The following is a 24,829-nucleotide window of genomic DNA, read 5'->3' on the forward strand; positions in this document are numbered from 1 at the left end:
TTTTATCTTGGCTTAGTAGGCACTGGCTTCGAACAGCAGATGTACATCACTGATCACGCCTTCGCGGAAGCCACCTTCGCAATAACACAGATAAAAATCCCACATGCGGATAAAACGCTCATCAAAGCCAAGCCCAAGTACCTGATCATGCTGCTGCAAGAAACGCTGACGCCAACACTTCAGGGTTTGTGCATAGCTTTGACCAATATCTTCCAGATGTTTGAGACGAAGTTTTTGCTCAGAAGCCGTTTGCGTCATAACACTGATACATGGAATAAAACTACCGGGGAAAATATAACGCTTAATGTAATCCACCGTATTTAAAGCTTTGATATAGCGTGCATCTTCAATGGTGATGGCCTGAATCAGGGCCAGACCATTCGGCTTGAGAAGCTCGCGGCATTTTCGGAAATAAGTTGGTAAATACTGCTCACCTACGGCCTCGATCATTTCAATCGACACCAGCTTGTCGTATTTGCCTTCCAGTAAGCGGTAATCTTTCAGCTGCACAGTCACACGATGTGACAGTCCTGCTGCAGCGACCCGGGCCACGGCTTCATCATACTGTGCTCTGGAAATGGTGATGGTGGTGACCTTGCAGCCATACTGCTGCGCGGCATAAATGGCAAAACCGCCCCAGCCGCTACCAATTTCGACCAAATGATCCATCGGTTTGAGTTGCAGTTTCTGGCAGATCAGCTCTTTTTTATAATCCGAAGCCTGTTCCAGGGTCATGCCCGGCTCTTTAAACACAGCACTTGAATACATCATGCTGTAATCCAAGAACAGCTTGAAAAAGTCATTGCTCAGGTCATAATGCTCGGCAATATTTTTGCGGCTGCCATCAATCGAATTCTTGCGCGATTTATACCAGACCTTTAACAGTAACTGGCTGGCTTTGGCCACTGCATTCTGATTCATCTGGTCCAGCACATCGCGGTTACGTGCCAAAATGCGGATCACATCGACCAGATCTTCACTGCTCCAGTAGCCACGGATAAAACCTTCGGCAGCACCCAGTACACCATTACGGAACAGCAAATCCATCAGACGAACATCATGCACCTGTATCACCGCCTGTAAATCGCTATTTTCCCCGACAGCCCCGTTCCAGACGCCTTTAAAAATCAGCTGACCATGGCGTAATTTCAGCAGGTGGCGCAGTACCACCGGCAGTGTGCTTTGCTCTCCCATGAATAGTGTCTTCATCGCAATGTGTTTCCTTTTTCTTTTTTAGGATGTCGGTAAAATGGAACTTTCTTTTTCCATAAACGAAAGGCGTGCAGATAAATTCCGCTGACCATCCTGAAGGGTTCAAGAACTTTCAGTACAGCATAGCGATGCTGCTGTGAAGGAACCGTGATGGCCTGCAAGGAAAATTTCAGGGTGGCATCGAATTGCAAGATTCCCTGCTCAAACAGCTGCATATAAATCACGTTCTGCCGATCCGAAAAGCTGAAGCGCCAGCGATAATCCAGCCCCATCGGCATGAACGGCGACACATGAAAGGCCTTTTTAAAGTCAAACTGGTGACTCTGGTACGGCGCATATTCGTCTGCATTGTTCCGGCAGTCGTGAATGTAGACCTGTCGTTCATTCCACGGTGTGTTGGTGATTTCACTCAACACAAAGAGCAACTGGTCGGTGGCACCAAAGACCAGATAAAATACTACGGAATTGAAACGGAAACCCAGTGTGCGCGGTAAAGCCAGCACCCGGATAGACGCGGCATGCGGAAGCAGGTAGTTTTCCCGCTTGATCAGCAGGCGTGCAATCTTCTGCCGAATCGAGCCACATTCCATAGTCAGAAAATCTCGCTCATCTAGGGTCAGGAAATTCCAGCGTTTAGATGACCACAGCCAGGATTTTCGGGTAAACGTCGCGAGTTGATCTGGATCAAACCATAGATAGCTCAGCTGGGTTTTAAAAGCATGGGCTTGGGGCAAATAACGTCGATGCCGGATTTCAGCAGTGGCGATCGCAAGTGGATACATCTGCATCATGCGCTCCTAGTCTGCCTGTTCGGCCTGTTTTAATAGCTGATCGATTACCCATGATGCGCTACGTGCCCCATCCTCATGAAAGCCCCAGCCCCAGTAAGCGCCGCAATATGAGGTGCGGTTTTGGCCGTTGACCTCGGCCCAGCGTTGCTGTGCTTCAATCGCCAGGGCATCAAACACTGGATGACGGTAATGTCGTTCTATCCAGACTTTTTTCGGATTCAGGGCAAAATTAGGATTCAGGGTGGCAAAGACCTGGGTTTTGCAGTTCAGGTTCTGCAACTGGTTCATCCAGTAGCTAAAGCCATAATGTGTGCCACTGTGTTGGAATGGCGTCTGTTCAGTGACCTGAGTCGGCGTGACGTGTACATGCCAGCTGGCCCACTGGCGACGGGATTTGGGCATGATAGAGGTATCGGAATGTACCACCATGCGGTTATCCTGATAGCGGAACTTGCCTAGCACGTCCAGCTCCTGCGCGGTCGGGTATTTCAGCAGTTTCAGGCTGTCATCGGCGTGGCTGGCGAAAATCACCCAGTCAAAACGCTCGCTGCCCTGTTGGGTTTCAATCAGCACATCATTGGCACTGCGAGACACCTGATGCACAGCAGTTTTACGAAGCGTGATATTGCACTGGGCCTGAATGGCACGGACGTAGCGAGCTGATCCACCCTTGACCGTCAGCCATAAAGGACGGTCTTTGAGCTGCAACATGCGATGATGCTGGAAAAAGCTCACCACAAACTTATACGGAATCTGTCCGGCCTGTTCCACTGGGCAGGACCACAGCGCCCCGCACATCGGATAGAGATGTTCCTGACGGAAGGCTTCGGAATAGCCATGCCGATCCAGATACTCATCTATACTGAGCTGTGCATCGACATGCTCGACATCCAGATCTTTATTCACGGCATAGAAGCGGAACAGATCCGACAACATCGCGCGAAAATCTGCATTAAAAAAGTTTTGAGGTCGGAACAATAACGAGAATTTTTTTGAAGGATTGTACTGTAAGCCAGTGACCTGATTATTCACCGAAAAGCCCATGTCACTGCTTTGCGATTGAATGCCAAGTTCTTTTAGCATGGCGCAGAACAGCGGATAGTTATGCTCATTAAAGACAATAAAGCCACTGTCCACCGCAACCTGTTCACCATCGATATTCAGCTGATGGGTATCGGTATGACCACCAAAGTAGTTATTCTTTTCAAAGACTGTGACTTCATGCACTTTGCTGAGTTTCCAGGCAGCATACAGACCGGAAATACCTGAACCAATAATTGCAATTTTCATGGTGATTCCTTTGAATGAATAGTCGGAGTGCCGGTCTTGGCAGCTTTTTTCTGTTTTCGAGCCCGGGCAATTTTACTGACGTCATAGACACGTGCCGGAATGGGCTTGAGTCCCCAGACCAGCCCGAACAAAGACATGAGTTTCAGCAGGTAATAGGTCACATCAATCTGCCACCAGTAAAAACCCTGCCGGGTACTGCCGGCATAATAATGGTGATTGTTGTGCCAGCCTTCGCCCAAGGTAATGATCGACAGGAATAAATTGTTGCGGCTGTGATCATCCGTGTCAAAATCTCGGCTGCCATAATGATGCGCCAGTGAATTGATACACAAGGTGGCATGGAGCAGCAACACAGTGGAGACCACAAACCCCCAGACCAGCAATTGCAGGCCGGAGGTACCGAGTTGCGGCCAGGTCATAGCCAGCCACTCCCCTAGCGCATAAATCCCGCCCGCGGTCAGCACCACTACAATTAAACTGAAACGGTCCAGCCAGATCAGTTCCGGATATTTCAGCCAATCTCTAATGACTTCTTTACGCGTGGCAAAGTTATATTCGTTTAAAAACCAGCCAACGTGGCTGTACCAAAAACCATGCGTGGAGGAATGCGGGTCTTGCAAGGTATCGGTATAGCGATGGTGATAACGGTGATGCGCCGCCCACCAGAGCGGGCCACGCTGCGCACTCATGGTACCCATCAACACAAACAGGAACTGTACCGGACGCGAAGTCTGAAAAGTTTTATGTGACAGATAACGATGAAAAAAAGCGGTGATGGAAAACATGCGGATCAGGTAGAACAGCAGCATAAAGCCAATCGCAAACCACGACACTCCCACCCAGAACACGGCGAGACAGGCTAGATGTAATAGAATAAAGGGTAAAATCCTCAGCCACTGAATCTTGCTGTTTTCAGCCGTCAGTGTTTCGGGCGCTGTGGGTGTAGACCAGCTGTCTATCCATCGCATCAGACTTTTCAACATGGACTCATCCTATTTTCAAGCGATTGTCTTTATTCTATTTGATGAGTGTAATCAGTCAGATATGAATTTTATGTGAAATGAAATAAAAAAAGCCGAACTGTGTAGAGAGAGTGGTCAGTTCGGCAAAAGGTTAACAGATTAATGCGACAATTTGATCAGTTTTGTGATGTCATAACCATAATATTTTGCTGTCTCCAGATAAGACTTATAGATGGCTTCATCCAGTTGCGGTTCACGCGATAAAATCCACAGGTATTTGGTACTCGGTCCACCGACCAGTGCCACTTTATATTCCGGATCCACGCGTAATACCCAGTAATACCCTCTGGTAAACGGAATCCATCTTAAACCTGGCGGCAAAAAGCTGACCTTTAGTTTGCTGTTGCCCTGATTTTGCGGATAGGCCACCCCTTCAGAGCTGATCATTTCACCATTTTCAATCCGGCAGCTATTTAATACGCCCATAGTCTGATCGGCATTGACAGTGTATTGTGCCGAGATATTCGATACGCATTTACGCTGAAAATACATCGGTAAATGCGCAATTTCATACCATTTACCGGCATACTTCTGTATATCTACTCGTTCAACTGCCTGAGGCGCAGCAGTTTCTGCTTGAGTCGTTGTAAAGCTGATGATAGACAGTGCTATCGCTGCAAAAGCAGACTTAAATCGCATCTTCATTTTTTAGCCCTGTTAGATCTCAGGATTAAGATAACCCAAGTCGATGTGAACAAACTGTGAAGATTAAATGCAGGATGAATGTAGGCGAAATTTCAATCTTACAGCTTGAGAAAATGGGGGAAATCATTTTTTCTTGGATCCCCTTTTAAAGCGTTAAATTGGTTTTTTAGATTCAATGTAGCAATATTGTCGATAGTATTATTTAAAAAAGTCAACTAGATCAAAATATTAATTCCTGAACTAATCATCTTTTATCAGGCAATTAAATATGCATATAAAAAAACTTGATTAATTTTATTTTTAAGGTATAGTTAACTCAACTAGGAAAAAGTCTTGTTTCATTAAATCTCTCTTAAGTATCGTCGTTTTATTCATAATTCTTCGTTTTTTTCAGATTTTAAGTTTCATTCTTTATTATTTTCAAAGTTATATGCAGTCAATAAAATGACTAAAAATTATTAAAAAATCAGTAGGATTTATTATGTCAAACTCAAATGTTGTTAAAGGTACCGTTAAGTGGTTCAATGAAACTAAAGGTTTTGGTTTTATTCAACAAGAATCAGGTCCAGATGTTTTTGCGCACTTTAGTGAAATTGCTAACTCAGGTTTTAAAACATTATTCGAAGGCCAACAGGTTGAATTTAGTATTGCTCAAGGTCAAAAAGGACCGAATGCGGTCAATATTGTTGCTATATAAGCACTAAAATACGAGTTTAAAAAGCACTACTCAGTGCTTTTTTAATTTTAAAGAAAAAGTTGTTGTTCCATATTGGAAAAAATCATAAAAACAGGATATAAATTGTTAAAAGTTAATGAATTAATAGCAAAATCTAAAAATGGTACTGAAATTATCGTTTCTTTAATTCCCTTAAATAAAATGCAGAATACACGTCAAGGTTTTAAAGAAATTGAAGTGGGGAAAAGAGTTCTGCTGGAATCTGGAATTGAGGTAGATTTAAATTTAGATGGTCGTACATTTTATACGTCTTTAAATCAATTATTTAAGCTAAATCAAAAAGTTATTTAAAAAATAATATATTGCTTAATTAATTGAACAGCCGCTCCATAATCTTGTTAAAGGTAAAATAATGTTTAAACAAAATCTAAATGTAAAAGACCAATTCGGTATCAAATATTCTATTCAGGCCACGGTTGAGCGCAATTTTAGTGCTAGCCAGTCTTGTTCCGATGTCAAATATATTACCGTGGATGGTGAAGATATTCGGCCCAGCTTTGAAATGTTTTTCCAAAGTACTTCTAGCGGAAAAATTTTCAAGATTATTTAAGTCGATGAACTACTCACAGCTAAAACAAAGCCAATAATATAAAAATATTTATATCTTATAGCTTTATATTATTTATAACTAATATAATAATTTTAAATTTCTAGTGGCTTAACTCGCCCTTAAAAGAGCGAGAATGCGCACTATATTTGTTCAAAATTTCAAAGCCATTCTTTGCTGTCATCGGCAACAGGTGTGCCATGCATCACATGCTGAATCATGGCATAGGCGATACTGCCCTTGAACGGAATCTCGGGTAACTGATCAAACTTAAAAAACTGCGCATCGCTGAGTTCATTTTCCTGAATCTGAATCTCGCCTGCATGATATTCTGCCCTGAAGGCCATCATCAAATTGCTGGGAAACGGCCACGGCTGACTGGCTAGATATTGAATATTTTTGATTTGTAGTCCCACTTCTTCCATCGTCTCACGGCGTACCGCCTCCTCCAGGGTTTCGCCCACTTCGACAAATCCGGCAATCAGGCTGTACATCTGGGTTTTGTTGCGGGCATTTTTTGCCAGCAGAATTTCATCTGTACCCCGAGTAATGATAGTGATCACACAAGGATTCACACGTGGATACTGGTTATAACCACAGGATGGGCAGACCATGGCATAGTGACTGACGTGCTGCTGGGTCGGGTGGCCACATTTACTGCAAAAGCGGTGATTACGGCGCCACTCGAGCAATTGCACAGCACGACTGGCTTGTTCAAACTGTGGCCTGCTCCAGACCTGCACCAATTGCCGGATCGGGACTAGTTGATAGCCTTCAGGTACTAATTCATTTTCTTTTAGATCCCGTGCAATGACTTGGCCATTTTCCGACAGATCCAGATCATGCTGCAGTCTTGCGACCAGCGGCAACTGAAAATGCTCATCCACCATTAATTGCTGCTGTCTAAAAATATACGCTTTTGAATGCATGCTCATGACATCCACTGATTAAAAAAAATCCCATACATGGGGGTGTATGGGACAAAACTAAGGAAACTTACATAGAGTAACTTCTCTTTAGATACTAAGCGCACGCTTCCTGAATTACAACCATAATAATTTGTATCTTTTTGATTAAAATCACATAATTTTCACAACAATTATGTCTTCAGGAATAATGCGAAGCGAGTTTCATCAACTGGCTGTAGCATTATAGAGATGAACACTCTGTTATTGTAGCAATCATGATTCCTGTGCAATGTCAGCAAATCATCTGGTCGGGTTGAATTGACTGAACATGCGGACTGATCTGTATTTTCACAAAAAATTGAACTGGCTGGCTATAGACTAGGCTATCTTTGATCGGGTCTGGAAAGGCTATGCGTTTCGGTTTAATTCTGGGTGACCAACTTCATCATCAGCTTGCTACGCTTAAAGCGCTAGACCGTACCCGGGATGTGATCCTGATGGCCGAAGTGGTTGAGGAAGCGACTTATGTCGCCCATCATCCGCAGAAAATTGCCCTGATTTTTAGCGCGATGCGGCATTTTGCCAAAGAGCTCAAAGCGAAAGGCTGGCGTGTACGTTACCATGCCTTTCAGTCCGGCAGCCCGATTCGTAGCCTGCTGGATTTCGTACAGGCACAGCAACTGCTCTTCCCCGTCACAGAATTGGTAATGACCCGATGCGGGGAATACCGCCTGCAGCAGCAGATTGAACAGCACTGGAGCCAGCAACTGCAACTGCCGGTACAATGTCTGGATGACGATCGTTTTTTCTGTAGCCCGGAACAGTTCCGGCACTGGGCCAGCCGTTACCAGACGTTGCGCATGGAATATTTTTACCGGGAAATGCGTAAACAGACCGGTTATTTGATGCAGAGACAGCAGCCACTTGGACAACAGTGGAACTATGACAGCGCCAATCGCAAGGCATGGTCAGGCACTCCACCATTGCCTCCAACACTTCATTTTGAACGTGATCAGATTGATCTGGATGTAATGCAACTGGTTGAGCGCGAGTTTCCACTTCACGCTGGCAGCCTTGACAACTTCCGCTGGGCCACCACACGTAGCAATGCTCTGCTTGCACTGGAGCATTTCATTACCCACAGTTTGCCGCATTTTGGAGATTATCAGGATGCCATGGTTCAGGGTGCAGACATGCTGTTTCACAGCCTGCTCTCGCCTTATCTAAATTGTGGTCTGTTACTGCCCAAAGAAGTCTGTGATGCGGCAGAAGCTGCCTACCATGAAGGTCATGCACCAGTGAATGCAGTGGAAGGTTTTATCAGGCAGATCCTCGGCTGGCGCGAATATGTCCGTGGAATTTACTGGCTGTATATGCCTGAGTATGCCAGTCGCAATGCGCTGCAGTACTCAACCCCTTTGCCACAATTTTACTGGACTGGCCGCACTCAGATGAACTGCATGGCTGAGTGTTTCCGTAATACTTTTCAGCATGCGTATGCACATCATATTCAGCGTTTGATGGTGACTGGAAATTTTGCCTTATTAACTGGTATAGACCCGAAGCAGATCAGTGAGTGGTATCTGGCAGTATATGCCGACGCCTATGAATGGGTAGAACTACCGAACACCTTGGGCATGGTAATGCATGCCGATGGCGGATTGATGGCCAGCAAACCCTATGGGGCTTCGGGAAATTATATCCATAAGATGTCGGATTATTGCAATCACTGTAGCTACAAGGTCAAAACCCGTACCGAACCGGACAGCTGTCCGTTCAACAGCCTGTACTGGTATTTCATGATCCGGCATGAAGCGACATTCCGTACTCATCCACGTATGGGCATGATCTATCGACAGCTGGACAAGCTTAAAGATCGGCCGCAGATTATCAGCCATGCCCAGCAACTTCTTAGCCGGATTGATGAGTTATAAACCATGAAAAAACAGCATCTTCCTGAAAAAATCTGTATGCAATGTTTGCGTCCTTTTACTTGGCGCAAAAAATGGCAACGCTGCTGGGAGGAAGTCAAATACTGTTCTGAACGATGTAAACGTGAGTCCAGACAGCGGTCAAAATCAAACGCTTAGAAACGCTTGTATTGCCGTGAACAATAGGCCCGTATCACGTCGGGTGAACGCAGTTGCAGATGTTTAGTTTTTCGGCCGGTGACGCGTTCACGCCACATTTTAAAACTCGATGCTTTCATATTTTGCCGCATCAAGCGGATCACCGCCGCTTCATTTAGACCATACTCACATAAAATAGCTTCAAAAGGAGTTCGATCTTCCCAAGCCATTTCTATAATTCTGGATACGTCTTCTTCAGAAAATCGATTCATACTATTCTCGTTTTTAATCATCATGAAGCGTCAATAAGCTTTATCGACTTAAATTTGACTAAAAGAATAACAGTACAATCATGAATTTTTTGTGATTTTTTCTAGTTTACTATGGCTTTGTTGCATAAAGATTTTAAAGATAGAGCTTTCCTAAGTTGTTCAAACTTAAGGGCTTTGTTGCACAAAGATTTTATAACTATATGATTTTAAAAGTTTTGATTATTTTTTGATCCAAAATTAAATTTATTTAAATCAGATGCTTACATATTTATGCAACAAAGTCTCTGTGAGGCTAGTTGATCTTTCAGATTATGCTAGAGAAGTATTAGCCTTATAAGCTATGAATAGCCATCGATTTGCTAGCCACACTTTTCCTAACTAAAAATTTACCGTATATAAAATACTGAAATGCATTTTTACACCCTGCGTTTTACTAAAAGGTAAATCCAATGATATAATTAAAAATCAGTTGTTCTGCCGATAATTCTGTACCAAGCACACTCATCAAGGGATTGATTTCCTATCTTTTCACTCAATGTGAAATTTTTGCTTTTATCTACACGCACCAAACTACGACAAAATACGGGGGAATTATGCCTTCCAAAAAAGCATCTTGGTTTGATAACGTCAATCCAAATGTATTTTTTAGCACCGTGATTATTATTTCTGTTTTTTTAGCATTAGTGATATTTACACCAGATGCTTTTAACTTGCTCACCAATCAGTTAAACCAATGGATCACAGCCTCTTTTAGTTGGTTTTATGTACTTGCTGTCGCCATTTTTCTGATCGCGCTTACCTGTATCGCCTTCTCTAAAATGGGGCGTATTAAATTAGGTCCAGATCATAGCGAACCTGAATATAAAAATAGTTCTTGGTTTGCCATGTTATTTACCGCAGGAATGGGTATTGGCTTAATGTTCTTTGGTGTGGCCGAACCCGTTATGCACTATGTTAGCCCACCGACTGGAACACCCGAAACCATCCAATCTGCCCAACAGTCCATGCGTATTACTTTTTTCCACTGGGGATTGCATGCCTGGGCTATTTACGCTTTAGTGGGATTAAGTCTTGCTTATTTCTCTTTTAGACATAACTTACCCTTAAAGGTGCGTTCAGGCTTATATCCAATTATTGGCAAGCGAATTTATGGCCCGATTGGTGATGGAATTGATACTTTTGCAACTATAGGAACAATCTTCGGTATCACAACCACTTTAGGTTTTGGTGTAACTCAAATTAGCTCTGGGCTAAATTATCTATTTGATTTTGAAAATAGTATTCAAACCCAAGTTATCTTAATTATCTTAGTCAGTGCACTCGCATCATTTTCAGTTTTTCTTGGTCTTGATAAGGGCATTAAACGACTTTCTGAACTAAATATCATTTTGGCCGTAATACTGCTCGCATTTGTATTTTTCGCCAGTTCGAGTATTTATATTTTACAAACCACCATTCAGAACATTGGTCAATACGTTTCCAATTTATTTGCAATGACCTTTAATCTGTATGCTTATCAGCCTACAGGCTGGATTGGTGGATGGACCATCATGTATTGGGCTTGGTGGATTTCATGGTCGCCATTCGTTGGTATGTTTATCGCTCGTGTCTCCCGTGGACGCACCATCCGTGAATTTATTGTAGGGGTATTACTCATTCCCACAGGTTTCACTTTGGTATGGATGGGTTTTATGGGTAATGCCGCGCTATTTAGTATTCTTTTTGAAAATCAGGGAGGTTTAGTTGCTGCTGTAGAAAAAGACTCTTCTGTTGCCTTATTTGAGTTTTTAAAGCACTTGCCATTTTCTGGGGCTTCTAGCTTACTTGCAACGGTTTTAGTTTTTCTATTCTTTGTGACTTCTGCAGATTCTGGGTCTTTAATCACCGATTATTTAACAGCAAAAACAGAACATTCTCCTGCGTGGCAACGACTGTTTTGGACAGCAACTATTGCTGTGCTCTCTATTATTTTATTGATTGCAGGTGGCTTAGAAGCTTTGCAGTCCGCAGTTATTATGAGTGCCCTACCGTTCACTTTTATTATGCTGCTATTGTGCATCGGACTCATCAAAGCCTTACGTTTAGATGTGACTAAGATGCAAGCTTTACAAAGTGCTCGAATCACACCACGCGCTATACATAATCCAAGAAGCTGGCAACAGCGTTTAAGTTTAATTATGCATTCGCCTCACAGTGAATCCGAAGTCAAAGCCTATATTAAACAGGATGTACGTCAAGCATTTCAGAATTTAAAGCGTGAATTTCAACGTCGCCAACTGGATGTATCTATTGTCGAAAGTGATCAAGGCTTACTATTCAAAGTCAATCATCATGATGAAATTAATTTTATTTACCAAGTAGCTGTAAGTAAAACTCTCCCTCCAAGCTTTATGCTTCAAGATCAAAATGAAGATACTCAGCAGTCTTATATTGCTGAAGTGTTTTTACGGGAAGGTGGTAAAAACTACAATGTGATGGAATGGACACAAGAAGACTTACTTCAAGACATTTTGGAACAATATGAGCGGCATTTATATTTCTTAAATGTGGTTCGCAACTAAGTATTGGAGAATGTAAATTAAATTGTGTAATTGCCTGAATTTGCTATGCTCAAAACAATGAGTGTAACGAAATTGGTTTGATCCGAAGGACAACTAGCCCGACCTGTGAATGAATGCTCATATTTTTATTTTTTTGTGATTTAAGTTATATTTATTGCAGAAATTAGTGCGGTAGTTTATTTTTTAGCCCGATCTCCCCTGGTCGGGTTTTCTATACTTAAAAATAGCTAAGAACTTTGTAAGCGTCCGCTGAATCCCATACCAATTTTAATTCGATTTAGGTTTCCAGCAGTGTGGCAGTAACTCTTCAATCTGGGTCACTTTATGTGTCGGCAGCCTTTTCAGCACATCACTTAAATAGGCATACGGATCCAAGCCATTCAGCTTTGCTGACTGGATTAACGTCATGATGTTTGCCGCTCGCTGACCACTGCGCAGCGAACCTGCAAACAGCCAGTTCTTGCGCCCCAACGCCCAGGGACGCATTTGATTCTCGACCCAATTATTGCAAATAGGTAGATTGCCATCATCCAGATAGCGGCTTAAAGCTGGCCAACGCTTCAGAGTGTAATTGATGGCCTTGGCGGTGGGAGAACTCGATGGCACTGTCAGATGATGTTGGTTGAGCCATTCATATAGTTGTTGCATCACTGGTTGACTATGCTGTTGTCGGTATTCGCGGCGGTCTTCCGCTGTACCATCGGTCTTTTTCCTGAGCTCTGCTTCTATCGCATACAGTTTCTGAATCAGCACTAATGCCTGTTCAGCGACCTGACTTTTCCCAGTTACATGCAGTTCATGGAATTTACGACGTGCATGGGCCATGCAGCCCACCTCTATGACCTGGCCTGATTTAAAGCGTGCTTTATAACCACTGTAATCATCACAGACTAGATAACCCTGCCAGCCTTTCAAGAACTCTGCAGCATGCTGGCCTGAACGACTATCCTGAAAGTCATAGATCACCGCCTGAACTGGATTGTACTGTGTAGTGGCATAGGCCCAGACATAACCTTTCTTCGGTTTTTTATCATTCTCCCCCATCCGCATGATGGTGACCGGTGTTTCATCTGCATGCAGCACCTGCTGTTGCAGCACCACCTGTTTTAAGGCATTGGCCAGAGGTTCCAGTTCCACACCGCAGCGACCAATCCAGTCAGATAACGTGGATCTGGACAGATCAATGCTAGCCCGCTGATAGATCAGGCGCTGACGGTACAGCGGCAAATGATCGGCATACTTCGATACCAGCACATGGCTGAGCAATTCAGGTGAAGCAATGCCTTTATCAATCACATAGGCGGGCATCGCTTGCTGAGTCAGAGTGTCACACTGATCACAGACCCATTTACCACGCACATGCTGTTCCTTATAGAACTGTGCCGGTCTGAAATGCAGTTTTTCACTGACATCTTCGCCGATACGACGGAGTTGGCAGCCACAAGCACATTGGGTTGATGCAGGTTCATGCTCAATACGGATGGTGGGTAGATGATCTGGCAGTGGTCGACGTTTAGGTTTATTGGTTTTGGCTTTCTGTGTCGCTGCATTGGTTTTATCTGCATTTAGCCGTTCCAGTTCTAGATCAACCGCGGCAATATCTTCTTCAACCGCTTCATCCCACAGGTGGATTTGTTTTGCAGTGAGATGTTCGTTTTTACTGCCGAATTTGTGTTTTTTAAACAGCGCCAGTTCATGCTCGTATTTTTGATTGAGAATAGAAAGATGTTGAACTTTAGAATCTAATTGCTGATTGGTGACTTCAAGATGTTGAACTCTGGCATCTAATTGCTGGTTTGATTGTGCTAGAGACTGATGCTGCATCGCCAACTGTCTGGTGAATTCCAGCAGTTGTTCATGGGTCAGTTGGCTTAAGTCAGGCAGCGTATTCATGACCGCAGTATGCCTGAGGTCATGAAGAGAATGAAATAGAACGTTTGGAGAATAGCAGAATAGCCGAGCTTGGTTTAGAGCATTGTTACCACTTGCTGTCGTCCAATGCGCTGCCAGGGCAAACCCTGGATTAATGCCTGTAACTGTTCTGGGTTGAGGACCACGGTTTCACCTTGGTGAACTTGAGCCCAGTGGAATTTTCCCTGTTCCAGCCGCCTGGCACACAGCCAGATGCCCAGTCCATCATGTACCAGCACTTTCATACGATGGCCACGTTTATTACAGAACAGGTAGGCGCAATGCGGTTTGATGTAGCCAAAGGCTCTCACCACCTGAGCCATGACAGTATCCATTCCTGCTCGCATATCCATGGGCTGGGTAGAGAGCCAAATTTCATTGATACGGATCATGTTGCCAGTGCCTTGAGTAATTCTGCCAAGGCAGGTATTTCTGATGTCTGCCATTTCAAGCCAATTTCTGCTTTTGAGTGGGGTAAAGTAATTTGAACTTTTAACATGTCAGTAGGAGTAGGATCTAATGGTGCAGAGCAAGATAAGGCAATAAATGCAGGTTTATTCGGTAGTGGTGAGCGATCACTCCCTGGCTTAGCATCAATTAAGCGAATCCATTTGGATACAAGATTTGTATTCAATCCATGTTGCAAAGCGACTGAAGCAATTGAAACGTCCGGTGCTTTACAAGCCTGAACGATCTGCTGTTTAAATTCAGCACTGTATGTTCTTCGTTTTTTCGCAAGAGATGCGATGGATGTCTGATTATTTGTAGTCATAAATTTAAGTCCCCACTTGTTTCTAAGTGGGGACTAAATTAAGGCTTATAGGATGAATTCAGAAGGTGTGTTCAGCGGACGCTTACTTCACAGGAACAGAAAAAAGGCAAAAGTTGGTTTGCACGTTTCTTTAGCTAATCCTCTGAAAAGCAGATGATTTTAAAAATTATTTGATGAAGTCTGCTTAATTAAGCCGAGTGAGAAGCAAACAGCGTTTTACCACAGAGTTCTGTAATGGCTTGTAGCACCAAATGTTCAGGGTTTTCCTTGGACATCCCTTTGATGGCGGCATCAATACGCAATAATAGGGCGGGCCATTGCAAGAAACTATTTGGATTTAAACGTCGCAAAGCTTGCTGATAAACACTGACTTTGTTTTTCCAAATACCCAGTTGCAAAGCATTTTGTGGTTGTTCAAATAATTGCATCAGTAAGCGCATTTCTTTGCTGATGCTCCACAAAATTAAACTCATGGCTTCACCCGAAGCCATGAGGTATTGAAAAATTTTCATAGCTTGCGCTAGATTTCCCGTCAGTAAAGCATCATTTAAATCATAAGTGCTATAACGAGATTGATCTTGTAAACAGGCATGTAAATGTTCAATCTGAATCTGCTGAATTTCAGGAAAGGTGTCACTGACCCGCATCAAGCTGTTTTTGGCAGCCAAAAGGTTGTGTTCATGGTGTTGTTCCAACCATTGCCACGCATCATGTCCCAATTGGATGCCAAGCTTTTCTGCTTCCAAACCTAAAATCTGCTGCCGATCTTTAGGATAATTCGCCGTGAGTGCAACATTGACCCCATTGGCATCAATCAACTGAAAAAAACTGGATTTCAGACTATTGTTGTCTTGTTTCGGCATTACCACCAACAGCAAGTTTTGTTCATTGTGTTGAATATAACTTTTCAGTTGTTTTAGTGTGCTGGCATCAGGCTTGATATTGCCGTGTACTTCAACCGCCAATTGACTCGAAAACAGTGACAGACTGTTTAAGGCATTGAATACATTTTTCCAATCGCTAACGCTATTTAAATCATAACGCTGACGTTCAATATCCTGTTTTTGCCAACTGGCACGAAAAGCATCCAACAAGTTTTGTTCGAGTAAGGGTTCTTGACCATGCAAAATCCATGCGCCGCGTGCTTCATCGACACGTTTGAGGGCTTGTAGATAGTCAAGTTTCATAAAAAAATCGCACTCGAAAACTTATTTAGGGTTTGAATACACAGGTGGATTGACCAAAGGTAAACGATTAGATGAAATTTGACGCACAATTTGCTGTGCTACATCATCAATAATGACTTCTTTTAAGAATTTTTGTTCCTGATCATCGGTATTCACAGTTGCGACATCGTATTGATAACTGCGCGTTGCCATGACGGTACGAGGTTCGGTGATCGGGTTGCCTTGCGCATCTTCAATACGGAAAGTCACACTCAAACGTAATAAGGTTTCTACCAGTTTGCCATTCAATTCCAAGCGACGTGGCGTATAGTCAAGTACACGCAGTACATAGGCATTAGGGTCATTGCTGAGTTGTACGCCCGCTGTACCCATGTGAATGGAAAGTTTTTCTTCTAATTCTTCAGCATTGCTCGGTAAAGCCAGACTCATTTTTGAATAAGCCACAGGTGCAATGCTTGGATTGGTGCCTTTAAGATGAAAACCACAGCCGACTAAGCCAGCACTGAGTCCACAAGTTAAAACAATGACTGCTAGACGTTGGCTAAAGTGCATGTGCTGTCCTCTGTAATATTCTTGAAAGTTTAAAAGCGGAAGTTGAGAATATCTTGATTGTAGGTGCAAAGCCCATTGACTGACAACGGGCTTTGTTTGGAAATTGTTTTAATTCCTTTTTTGTAGGAGGGTTTAGGGGGATTGTTTTATAAAATCCCTCCAAACCTCCATTTAAAAAGGGAGGCTTAAAAGCACTTAAACCACCAAATTCACTAACTTATTCGGTACCACAATTTCTTTCTTGGTTGGCCCAGTCAAGAATGGTTGTACTTCAGGTAAGGCTTTGGCAAGTGCAAGAATGTCTTCTTTAGATGCATCTACTGCTACATCAAGCTTGCCACGTAATTTACCATTTACCTGCACCACAATCGTTTGAGTATTGCGGGTTAATGCAGACTCATCGACCACAGGGAATAGGGTGGAGGTTAATTCAATTCCGAACTCTGCCAACAAGGTTTGGCTCAAGTGTGGTGCAAATGGCGCAAGCAAGGTCAATAACGTCACAATTGCTTCGCGTTCAACCGCAAGGTCTTGTTCATTCTGTGCTTCAAACTTGTTGCAAGCATTCAAGAGTTCCATCAATGCTGCAATTGCAGTGTTGAACGCATGACGACGTTCAATATCATCGCCCACTTTTTGAATGGTTTCATGGGTTTTGCGACGTAAGTCTTGTGCTGCTGTAGCAAGTTTGCTGCTGTCTATTGCAGTTGCATTGCTGCCTTTTTCAAGGAAACCTGCCGCCAAACGCCAAACACGTTTTAAGAAGCGGTTCGCACCTTCAACACCTGCATCTGACCATTCTAAAGACTGATCAGGTGGTGCAGCGAACATCATAAACACACGTGCAGTATCTGCGCCGTATTGGTCAATAATGGCTTGCGGGTCGATACCGTTATTTTTCGATTTCGACATTTTTTCCTGACCGCCAACAATCACAGCTTGACCATCGCCCATGTATTTTGCAGAAAGAACACGACCTTTTTCGTCTTTTTCAAGCTCAATATCGGCAGGGTTGAACCAAGTTTTCTTGCCGCTTTCTGCTTCGCGATAGAAGGTGTCAGCCAAGACCATACCTTGGGTCAGTAAGTTGGTAAATGGTTCATTGCCTTGTACCACGCCTTCATCACGCATAAGTTTGTGGAAGAAACGTGCGTACAACAAGTGCAAGATGGCGTGTTCTACACCACCAATATATTGATTGACTGGCAACCAAGTTTGTGCAGCTTCAGGCTTGACCATGCCACCTGTAAAGTCTGGAGATGCGTAACGTGCGTAATACCAAGATGACTCTACAAAAGTATCTAAGGTATCGGTTTCACGACGTGCTTCGCCACCACAGCATGGGCAAGTGGTTTGATAGAATTCAGGCATTTTATTTAACGGGTTGCCTGAGCCATCTGGCACAACATCGGTAGGTAAAATGACAGGAAGTTGATCTTCTGGAACTGGAACTTGTCCACATTTTTCACAGTTGATCATTGGAATTGGGCAACCCCAGTAACGTTGGCGTGAAACACCCCAGTCACGTAAACGGAATTGTACTTTTACGTTGGCTAAACCTTGTGGCTCTAATTTCGCTAAAAGTGCATCAAAAGCCGCTTGGAAATCTAAACCATCAAATTCGCCTGAATTGACCAGTTTACCTTCTTTAGAACCGTACCATTCTTGCCATTGGGTTGTGTCAAAGTCCGCATCGTCTGCACCTTTGGCATCAATCACCTGAATAATTGGCAATTGGAATTTATTGGCAAACTCAAAATCACGCTCATCGTGCGAAGGTACAGCCATCACCGCACCAGAACCGTAAGACATCAACACATAGTTGGCAATCCACACTGGCAATTCTTTACCCGTTACTGGATGCTTCACAAACAAGCCAGTCGCCATACCTTTTTTTTCGGCAGTGGCAAGGTCAGCTTCTGCCACAGAACCCATGCGGCATTCTTCAATAAAGGCTTTTAATTGTGCATTATTTTCTGCTGCTTTTAACGCCATTGGATGTTCTGCAGCAACAGCCACATAAGTTGCACCCATTAACGTGTCAGCACGCGTTGTAAATACAGTCAGACCATCTGCATAAATTTCAGGATTTGCCGATGGGAATGTGATTTCCATCCCTTGCGAACGCCCAATCCAGTTGCGCTGCATGGTCAAGACTTGCTGTGGCCAACCATCTTTTAAAGTTTCTAAATCGTCTAATAATTCTTGGGCATAATCGGTAATGCGGAAGTAGTACATTGGAATATCGCGTTTTTCTACCAATGCACCTGAACGCCAACCACGACCATTTTCGACCTGTTCATTGGCCAAAACTGTTTGATCGACAGGATCCCAGTTGACTGTCGAGAGTTTGCGATAAATTAACCCTTTTTTATACAGTTGCACGAATAACCATTGTTCCCAGTGATAATACTCTGGGGTACAGGTGGCAAATTCACGATCCCAATCTACCGCCAAACCCAATTTTTTCAATTGGTCACGCATGTAGGCGATATTTTCAAAGGTCCATTTAGCAGGTGCAACCTGATGGGCAATGGCCGCGTTTTCAGCAGGTAAGCCAAACGCATCCCAACCCATAGGTTGTAATACGGTTTCGCCTTTTAAACGGTGGAAACGACTAATCACATCACCAATGGTGTAGTTACGCACGTGACCCATGTGCAGTTTGCCGCTTGGGTAAGGGAACATCGAGAGGATATAACGATGTGGACCTTCGACAGTGTCGGCAACTTTAAAGGCTTTGCGAGATTCCCAGTCATTCTGGACTTGAGGTTCAATCGCACTGGCTTGATATTCAGGGTCAATGTGAGTAGTCATAAGGTTAAATCAGGAATAAACGGTTAAAAAAGTGTGTTGCACAGCATAGCGCAAAATGCGGTAAAAAGTGAATTTTGCGCGCTGGATTGTGCAGGAAAATTTAAGTAGCCAATATTTTGCAGGCTAAAAATTAGAAAATGGCTGGATTGGCTCGTTCTTGTTGTGCCTTATTCAAAGCATCATTGGCTTCACGTTGCTGCTGATCCATTACGGGTGTGGGAGTAGTATTGTTGTTAACATTTGCAGGCGTTGTGCCATTTGCAGTTGCTGTCGTGGCATTTGTAGTTTGATTTGGAATGTTCGGCGCAGAATTTCTCCAGCCGTAGGTATCGACCTTTCCTTGTTTTTTTGCAGTTTTAGGTGGAGGTGTGGTGGTGTAATGCGTCGAACCTTTTGCATCGACCCATTTATAGTATTGTTTTGCAGATACCGCACTGGTGCCTAAAATTAACATCAAGCTTGCAGAAAGACAACTCAAGCGGATCATTGGCGTTTTCATGTTTGGAAGTCCTGAGCAAAAAAGAGTAATGGCAGAAAACCAATTACAAAAATCATGTTGGCTAAATTTTAGCAATAATTCCCCGTGAAGCTAGGGTTTGTTGACAATTTTTCGATGATTTTTATCTGCAATAGTGCCTATTTAAAATTGGAGCATTAGCTTGCCTATTTGCGAGTTAAAATAAGCTGAAATGCGTTGGCGAATCATAACCAAGTGATTTATATATTTTTTAATTCATTCTTTATTTTTATGTATGTGATATGAAAAAATTATAAAAAATTCAGCAAATATCTGAAATTATTTGTTTTATATGGAAATATTAGACTTTGGATTAAATTGTGATGGATGACACAAAGCGCAAAAAATACCCAGTTTATAAATAAAGCAGAAAAAGCCGATTTTTAAACTTGACTTTAGTCGGGTAAACTACAAAAATGCACACTTTAGTTTTATGTGCCTTAGATCGATCACCCTTCGAATAAGTGTCATGTCATGCAATGGGCAACTTCTCTAGCCGAGAAGCTGAACAAAGCTTATAAAATGTGTTTACCCCAACACGTTTTAGATCTCATATTGCTTATACGGTAATCAGATCAGAAATTTTTCCTATTACCATGAAAACTATGAAATATGTGTGCTATAACAGTGCAGGAATTAATGAACAAAACACTGCAGGTGTCTCCCATTTTGCAGTGACAAGACTAGGGTGAATCACGTTGGAACTTTTATCTGGTGGTGAAATGCTCGTTCGCGCATTGGCGGACGAAGGCGTTGAGCATGTTTTTGGATACCCAGGCGGCGCAGTACTTCATATTTACGATGCGTTCTTTCAACAAGACAAAATTAATCATTATCTTGTGCGCCATGAGCAAGCTGCTGGTCATATGGCAGATGCCTACTCGCGCGTAACAGGTAAAACCGGTGTGGTACTGGTGACTTCAGGTCCTGGTGCAACCAACACGGTAACTCCAATTGCAACGGCTTATATGGACTCAATCCCAATGGTGATTTTGTCTGGTCAGGTTGCAACACACTTAATTGGTGAAGATGCCTTCCAAGAAACCGATATGGTGGGTATTTCACGTCCGATTGTAAAACACAGTTTCCAAGTGCGTCATGCAAGCGAAATTCCTTCAGTGATTAAGAAGGCATTCTATATTGCATCTTCAGGTCGTCCTGGTCCTGTGGTGGTTGATATTCCTAAGGATGCAACCAACCCAGCAGAAAAATTTGCTTACGAATACCCAGAAAAAGTGAAGATGCGTTCGTATCAACCACCGCATCGTGGTCACTCAGGTCAAATTCGCAAAGCAATTGATGAGCTATTAAATGCCAAACGTCCTGTGATTTATTCAGGCGGTGGTGTTGTACAAGGCAATGCTTCTGAGCAATTGACTGAACTTGCACACATCTTGGGCTTCCCTGTAACCAATACATTAATGGGCTTGGGCGCGTTCCCGGGTAATGATCCACAATTTATTGGTATGTTGGGCATGCATGGTACGTATGAAGCCAACATGACCATGCACAATGCCGATGTGATTTTGTGTATTGGTGCACGTTTTGATGACCGTGTAACCAATAACCCTGCAAAATTCTGTCCAAATGCCAAAGTCATTCATATTGACATTGACCCTGCGACAATTTCAAAAACCATCATGGCACACATTCCAATTGTAGGTGCGGTTGAACCTGTACTTCAGGAAATGTTGGTTCAATTGAAGCAATTAAATGTGTCCAAGCCAAACCCTGAAGCGATTGCTGCATGGTGGAATCAGATCAATGAATGGCGTAAAGTTCATGGTTTGAAATATGACAAACCAACCGATGGCACGATGAAGCCGCAACAAGTAGTTGAAGCTTTAGACAAAGTGACCAATGGTGATGCGATCATTACTTCTGACGTAGGTCAGCACCAAATGTTTGGCGCGAACTACTATAAGTACAAGCGTCCACGTCAATGGTTGAACTCTGGTGGTCTAGGTACTATGGGTGTAGGTTTACCGTATGCTATGGCGGCTAAACTGGCTTATCCAGATCAACAGGTTGTATGTATCACGGGTGAAGCATCGATTCAGATGTGTATCCAAGAGCTTTCTACCTGTAAGCAATATGGTTTAAACGTTAAGATCTTATGCTTGAATAACCAAGCTTTAGGTATGGTTAAACAATGGCAAGATATGAATTATGAAGGTCGTCACTCAAGTTCTTATGTTGACTCATTGCCTGACTTCCCTAAATTGATGGAAGCTTATGGTCATGTGGGTATTCAAATTAACCATGCCGATGAGCTTGAGTCTAAGCTTGCAGAAGCGATGGCGATTAATGACAAATGCGTATTCATTAACGTAATGGTTGACCGTACAGAGCACGTTTATCCGATGCAAATTGCGGGTCAATCCATGAAAGATATGTGGTTAGGTAAAGGGGAGCGCACAGAATGAGACACATTATTTCCGTTCTCGTTGAAAACGAATCAGGTGCGCTTTCTCGTTTAGTGGGTTTATTCTCTCAACGTGGTTATAACATTGAGACTTTAAACGTTGCGCCAACCGAAGACCCAACACTTTCACGTTTAACGCTTACAACTTATGGTGATGATCATAAAATTGAGCAAATCACCAAACAACTGAATAAATTGGTTGAAGTGGTTAAAGTGGTCGACCTGTCAGAAGGCCCGCATATTGAACGCGAATTGATGCTGATTAAAGTCAAAGCATCGGGTGCTGCACGTGCTGAAATTAAACGTACTGCAGACATCTTCCGTGGTCAAATTGTGGATGTCACACCAACGACTTATACGGTGCAGCTTGCGGGTACAACTGAAAAACTAGATGGTTTTATTGACGCGATTGCTGAAAACACCATTTTAGAAGTTGTGCGTTCAGGTGTGTCAGGTATCGCACGCGGCGAAAAAGTTTTAACCATTTAACTAAATTTCATAGTTAATTTTACTCATCGAATTCATTCCATCTCAAAGGATGGAGAGCTTACTGAAGTACTGAATAGACAAGTACTTGAGTAAGATAGGAATCCTAAGCATTTTAGCGGAGACAGCAATGCAAATTTTTTACGATAAAGACTGCGACTTATCTATCATTCAATCTAAGAAAGTAGCGATCATTGGTTACGGTTCACAAGGTCACGCGCACGCGCTTAACCTTAAAGATTCTGGCGTAGACGTAACTGTAGGTTTACGTGCTGGTTCTGCTTCTTGGAAAAAAGCTGAAAATTCGGGTCTTAAAGTTTCTGAAGTTCCTGCTGCTGTTGCTCAAGCTGACTTAGTTATGATTTTGACTCCAGATGAGTTCCAATCACAACTTTATCGTGACGTGATTGAGCCAAACATCAAGCAAGGCGCAACTTTAGCATTTGCTCACGGCTTCTCTGTACTTTATAACCAAGTTGTTCCACGTGCAGACTTAGATGTAATCATGGTTGCACCTAAAGCACCTGGTCACACTGTACGTTCTGAATTCCAACGTGGTTCAGGTGTTCCTGATCTTATCGCGATTCATCAAGATGCTTCTGGTAATGCACGTAACGTTGCACTTTCTTACGCTTCAGGTGTAGGTGGTGGTCGTACAGGTATCATCGAAACTTCTTTCCGTGAAGAAACTGAAACTGACTTATTTGGTGAGCAAGCAGTTCTTTGTGGTGGTGCTGTTGAATTGGTTAAAATGGGCTTCGAAACTCTTGTTGAAGCTGGTTATGCACCAGAAATGGCTTACTTCGAATGCTTACACGAGCTTAAATTGATCGTTGACTTGATGTTCGAAGGCGGTATCGCTGACATGAACTATTCAGTATCTAACAACGCTGAATATGGCGAGTATGTAACTGGTACTGAAGTGATTAACGAACAATCACGTGAAGCAATGCGCAATGCACTTAAACGTATTCAATCTGGTGAATATGCGAAAATGTTCATCCAAGAAGGTGCGTTGAACTACCCATCAATGACTGCTCGTCGTCGTCAAAACGCGGCTCACGGTATTGAAGTAACGGGTAACAAGTTACGTGCGATGATGCCTTGGATCCAAGCAAACAAAATCGTAGACAAAGAGAAAAACTAAGTTTTAGTTTAATCTTTAAAAAACCCTTATTGTATATAAGGGTTTTTTTATGAGTGAAGTAAAGGATGTTACGTGCCTTGCGCTTCGCTCAGAACTGTGTTTTCACTCCTTGCGCTGTAAGCGTCCGCTGAACCCCATGCCTATTTTTTAATTTGAGTTGGATTTCCAGCGATGTGGCAGTAATTCTTCTATTTGGGCCGCTTTATGCGTCGGCAGCCTTTTCAGTACATCACTTAAATAGGCATACGGATCCAAGCCATTCAGCTTTGCTGACTGGATTAAAGTCATGATATTCGCCGCTCGCTGGCCGCTGCGCAGCGAGCCAGCAAACAGCCAGTTCTTGCGCCCTAAGGCCCAAGGTCGCATTTGATTCTCTACCCAATTATTGCAAATCGGTAGATTGCCATCATCCAAATAGCGGCTTAAAGCTGGCCAACGCTTCAGAGTGTAATTGATGGCCTTGGCGGTGGGAGAACTCGATGGCACCGTCAGATGATGTTGGTTGAGCCATTCATATAGTTGTTGCATCACCGGTTGGCTATGCTGTTGTCGGTATTCGCGGCGGTCTTCCGCTGTACCATCCGTCTTTTTCCTGAGTTCTGCTTCTATGGCATACAGTTTCTGAATCAGCACTAATGCCTGTTCAGCGACCTGACTTTTCCCGGTCACATGCAGTTCATGGAATTTACTGTTAGCGGCAATGTAAAAATGCCCCCCCAACAGCATTTGAAAATTGACCCCCTTGGTTAATATAGTGGTCTTTTTGGACTGCTCAACATGTTAACTTTGGAGCAAGCAGTGACAATCCAAATACTTCATCAACAAGGTCAATCTATTAAGGTAATTTGAACCGTACCGGGTTTGTCGGAGACTCAATATTCTGAGAGACTATTCCGATGAAAAAACCAAACTATACTCCCGAAATTAGAGAAAGAGCGGTTCAATTACTCATTGAATCTGAA

At 43.1% G+C, this 24,829-nt stretch carries 23 protein-coding genes and 1 pseudogene; 9 read left to right on the plus strand and 15 right to left on the minus strand.

What is annotated here, in order from left to right; translation table 11 throughout:
* Positions 1–12: 12 nt before the first annotated feature.
* From E0H79_RS12630 to E0H79_RS12650, 5 genes are all read right to left on the minus strand, one after another.
* A complete protein-coding gene (locus tag E0H79_RS12630; protein WP_131261808.1) occupies positions 13–1,209 on the minus strand; it encodes an SAM-dependent methyltransferase in 1,197 nt (398 codons plus the stop codon).
* Positions 1,206–2,000 carry a DUF1365 domain-containing protein gene (locus E0H79_RS12635; protein ID WP_131261833.1) on the minus strand — a complete coding sequence of 265 codons (795 nt, stop codon included), beginning with the start codon at positions 1,998–2,000 and terminating at the stop codon, positions 1,206–1,208. The genes E0H79_RS12630 and E0H79_RS12635 overlap by 4 nt, the downstream gene beginning before the upstream one ends.
* 9 nt (positions 2,001–2,009) lie before the next feature.
* Positions 2,010–3,293, minus strand: a complete 1,284-nt coding sequence (locus tag E0H79_RS12640) for an NAD(P)/FAD-dependent oxidoreductase (RefSeq protein WP_131261809.1) — start codon at positions 3,291–3,293, stop codon at positions 2,010–2,012.
* Positions 3,290–4,276 (minus strand): acyl-CoA desaturase, encoded by a 987-nt coding sequence (locus E0H79_RS12645; RefSeq protein ID WP_131261810.1) that lies wholly within the window; start codon positions 4,274–4,276, stop codon positions 3,290–3,292. The genes E0H79_RS12640 and E0H79_RS12645 overlap by 4 nt, the downstream gene beginning before the upstream one ends.
* A 138-nt stretch (positions 4,277–4,414) precedes the next feature.
* The gene (locus tag E0H79_RS12650) at positions 4,415–4,960 is read right to left on the minus strand and encodes a lipocalin family protein (RefSeq protein WP_131261811.1); all 546 of its coding nucleotides are present in this window, start codon (positions 4,958–4,960) and stop codon (positions 4,415–4,417) included.
* A 481-nt stretch (positions 4,961–5,441) separates the two neighbouring features.
* Here E0H79_RS12650 and E0H79_RS12655 point away from each other — a divergent pair, with 481 nt between their 5' ends.
* From E0H79_RS12655 to E0H79_RS12665, 3 genes are all read left to right on the plus strand, one after another.
* A complete protein-coding gene (locus E0H79_RS12655; protein WP_004799092.1) occupies positions 5,442–5,657 on the plus strand; it encodes a cold-shock protein in 216 nt (71 codons plus the stop codon).
* A gap of 102 nt (positions 5,658–5,759) precedes the next feature.
* The gene (locus tag E0H79_RS12660) at positions 5,760–5,987 is read left to right on the plus strand and encodes a hypothetical protein (RefSeq protein WP_004761266.1); all 228 of its coding nucleotides are present in this window, start codon (positions 5,760–5,762) and stop codon (positions 5,985–5,987) included.
* Between the two features lie 61 nt (positions 5,988–6,048).
* A complete protein-coding gene (locus E0H79_RS12665; RefSeq protein ID WP_131261812.1) occupies positions 6,049–6,246 on the plus strand; it encodes a hypothetical protein in 198 nt (65 codons plus the stop codon).
* A 158-nt stretch (positions 6,247–6,404) separates the two neighbouring features.
* On the opposite strand, the gene nudC is transcribed toward E0H79_RS12665, so the two are convergent.
* Complete coding sequence (gene nudC / locus E0H79_RS12670; RefSeq protein ID WP_171324809.1) at positions 6,405–7,178, minus strand: NAD(+) diphosphatase; 774 nt, start codon at positions 7,176–7,178, stop codon at positions 6,405–6,407.
* A 383-nt stretch (positions 7,179–7,561) separates the two neighbouring features.
* On the opposite strand from nudC, the gene E0H79_RS12675 reads away from it, so the two are divergent.
* Both E0H79_RS12675 and E0H79_RS12680 read left to right on the plus strand, forming a co-directional pair.
* Entirely contained in the window at positions 7,562–9,085 is a 1,524-nt protein-coding gene (locus tag E0H79_RS12675; RefSeq protein ID WP_131261813.1) for a cryptochrome/photolyase family protein, read from the plus strand.
* A gap of 36 nt (positions 9,086–9,121) precedes the next feature.
* Entirely contained in the window at positions 9,122–9,241 is a 120-nt protein-coding gene (locus tag E0H79_RS12680; RefSeq protein ID WP_416224538.1) for a DUF2256 domain-containing protein, read from the plus strand.
* Here E0H79_RS12680 and E0H79_RS12685 read toward each other — a convergent pair.
* Positions 9,238–9,492, minus strand: a complete 255-nt coding sequence (locus E0H79_RS12685) for a TIGR03643 family protein (RefSeq protein WP_131261815.1) — start codon at positions 9,490–9,492, stop codon at positions 9,238–9,240. The genes E0H79_RS12680 and E0H79_RS12685 overlap by 4 nt on opposite strands.
* A 593-nt stretch (positions 9,493–10,085) precedes the next feature.
* On the opposite strand from E0H79_RS12685, the gene E0H79_RS12690 reads away from it, so the two are divergent.
* Positions 10,086–12,053: a BCCT family transporter gene (locus E0H79_RS12690; RefSeq protein ID WP_131261816.1), complete on the plus strand. Its 1,968-nt coding sequence runs from the start codon at positions 10,086–10,088 to the stop codon at positions 12,051–12,053.
* A gap of 267 nt (positions 12,054–12,320) precedes the next feature.
* Here the strand turns inward: E0H79_RS12690 and tnpC (E0H79_RS12695) are convergent, their stop codons facing one another.
* From tnpC (E0H79_RS12695) to E0H79_RS12725, 7 genes are all read right to left on the minus strand, one after another.
* The gene (gene tnpC, locus E0H79_RS12695; protein WP_131261817.1) at positions 12,321–13,946 is read right to left on the minus strand and encodes an IS66 family transposase; all 1,626 of its coding nucleotides are present in this window, start codon (positions 13,944–13,946) and stop codon (positions 12,321–12,323) included.
* 74 nt (positions 13,947–14,020) lie between these two features.
* Positions 14,021–14,356, minus strand: a complete 336-nt coding sequence (gene tnpB, locus E0H79_RS12700; RefSeq protein ID WP_165492542.1) for an IS66 family insertion sequence element accessory protein TnpB — start codon at positions 14,354–14,356, stop codon at positions 14,021–14,023.
* Positions 14,353–14,736 carry an IS66-like element accessory protein TnpA gene (gene tnpA, locus E0H79_RS12705; RefSeq protein ID WP_005083376.1) on the minus strand — a complete coding sequence of 128 codons (384 nt, stop codon included), beginning with the start codon at positions 14,734–14,736 and terminating at the stop codon, positions 14,353–14,355. The genes tnpB and tnpA overlap by 4 nt, the downstream gene beginning before the upstream one ends.
* 188 nt (positions 14,737–14,924) lie before the next feature.
* Complete coding sequence (holA, locus tag E0H79_RS12710) at positions 14,925–15,923, minus strand: DNA polymerase III subunit delta (protein ID WP_131261819.1); 999 nt, start codon at positions 15,921–15,923, stop codon at positions 14,925–14,927.
* A 21-nt stretch (positions 15,924–15,944) separates the two neighbouring features.
* Entirely contained in the window at positions 15,945–16,475 is a 531-nt protein-coding gene (gene lptE / locus E0H79_RS12715) for an LPS assembly lipoprotein LptE (RefSeq protein WP_004974973.1), read from the minus strand.
* A 195-nt stretch (positions 16,476–16,670) separates the two neighbouring features.
* A complete protein-coding gene (gene leuS, locus E0H79_RS12720) occupies positions 16,671–19,292 on the minus strand; it encodes a leucine--tRNA ligase (RefSeq protein ID WP_131261820.1) in 2,622 nt (873 codons plus the stop codon).
* Between the two features lie 130 nt (positions 19,293–19,422).
* Complete coding sequence (locus tag E0H79_RS12725; RefSeq protein ID WP_373685743.1) at positions 19,423–19,746, minus strand: DUF4124 domain-containing protein; 324 nt, start codon at positions 19,744–19,746, stop codon at positions 19,423–19,425.
* A 761-nt stretch (positions 19,747–20,507) separates the two neighbouring features.
* On the opposite strand from E0H79_RS12725, the gene E0H79_RS12735 reads away from it, so the two are divergent.
* From E0H79_RS12735 to ilvC, 3 genes are all read left to right on the plus strand, one after another.
* Positions 20,508–22,235 (plus strand): acetolactate synthase 3 large subunit, encoded by a 1,728-nt coding sequence (locus E0H79_RS12735; protein WP_096902629.1) that lies wholly within the window; start codon positions 20,508–20,510, stop codon positions 22,233–22,235.
* Positions 22,232–22,723 (plus strand): acetolactate synthase small subunit, encoded by a 492-nt coding sequence (gene ilvN / locus E0H79_RS12740; protein WP_004974986.1) that lies wholly within the window; start codon positions 22,232–22,234, stop codon positions 22,721–22,723. The genes E0H79_RS12735 and ilvN overlap by 4 nt, the downstream gene beginning before the upstream one ends.
* A gap of 127 nt (positions 22,724–22,850) precedes the next feature.
* Complete coding sequence (gene ilvC / locus E0H79_RS12745) at positions 22,851–23,867, plus strand: ketol-acid reductoisomerase (protein ID WP_004974988.1); 1,017 nt, start codon at positions 22,851–22,853, stop codon at positions 23,865–23,867.
* Positions 23,868–24,014: 147 nt separating this feature from the next.
* Here ilvC and tnpC (E0H79_RS12750) read toward each other — a convergent pair.
* A pseudogene (tnpC, locus tag E0H79_RS12750) lies at positions 24,015–24,563 on the minus strand (IS66 family transposase); the annotation flags it as partial.
* Between the last annotated feature and the right edge of the window lie 266 nt (positions 24,564–24,829).

The sequence above is a fragment of the Acinetobacter sp. ANC 5045 genome, from assembly GCF_004331005.1.
In the GTDB taxonomy this organism is placed as follows: domain Bacteria; phylum Pseudomonadota; class Gammaproteobacteria; order Pseudomonadales; family Moraxellaceae; genus Acinetobacter; species Acinetobacter towneri.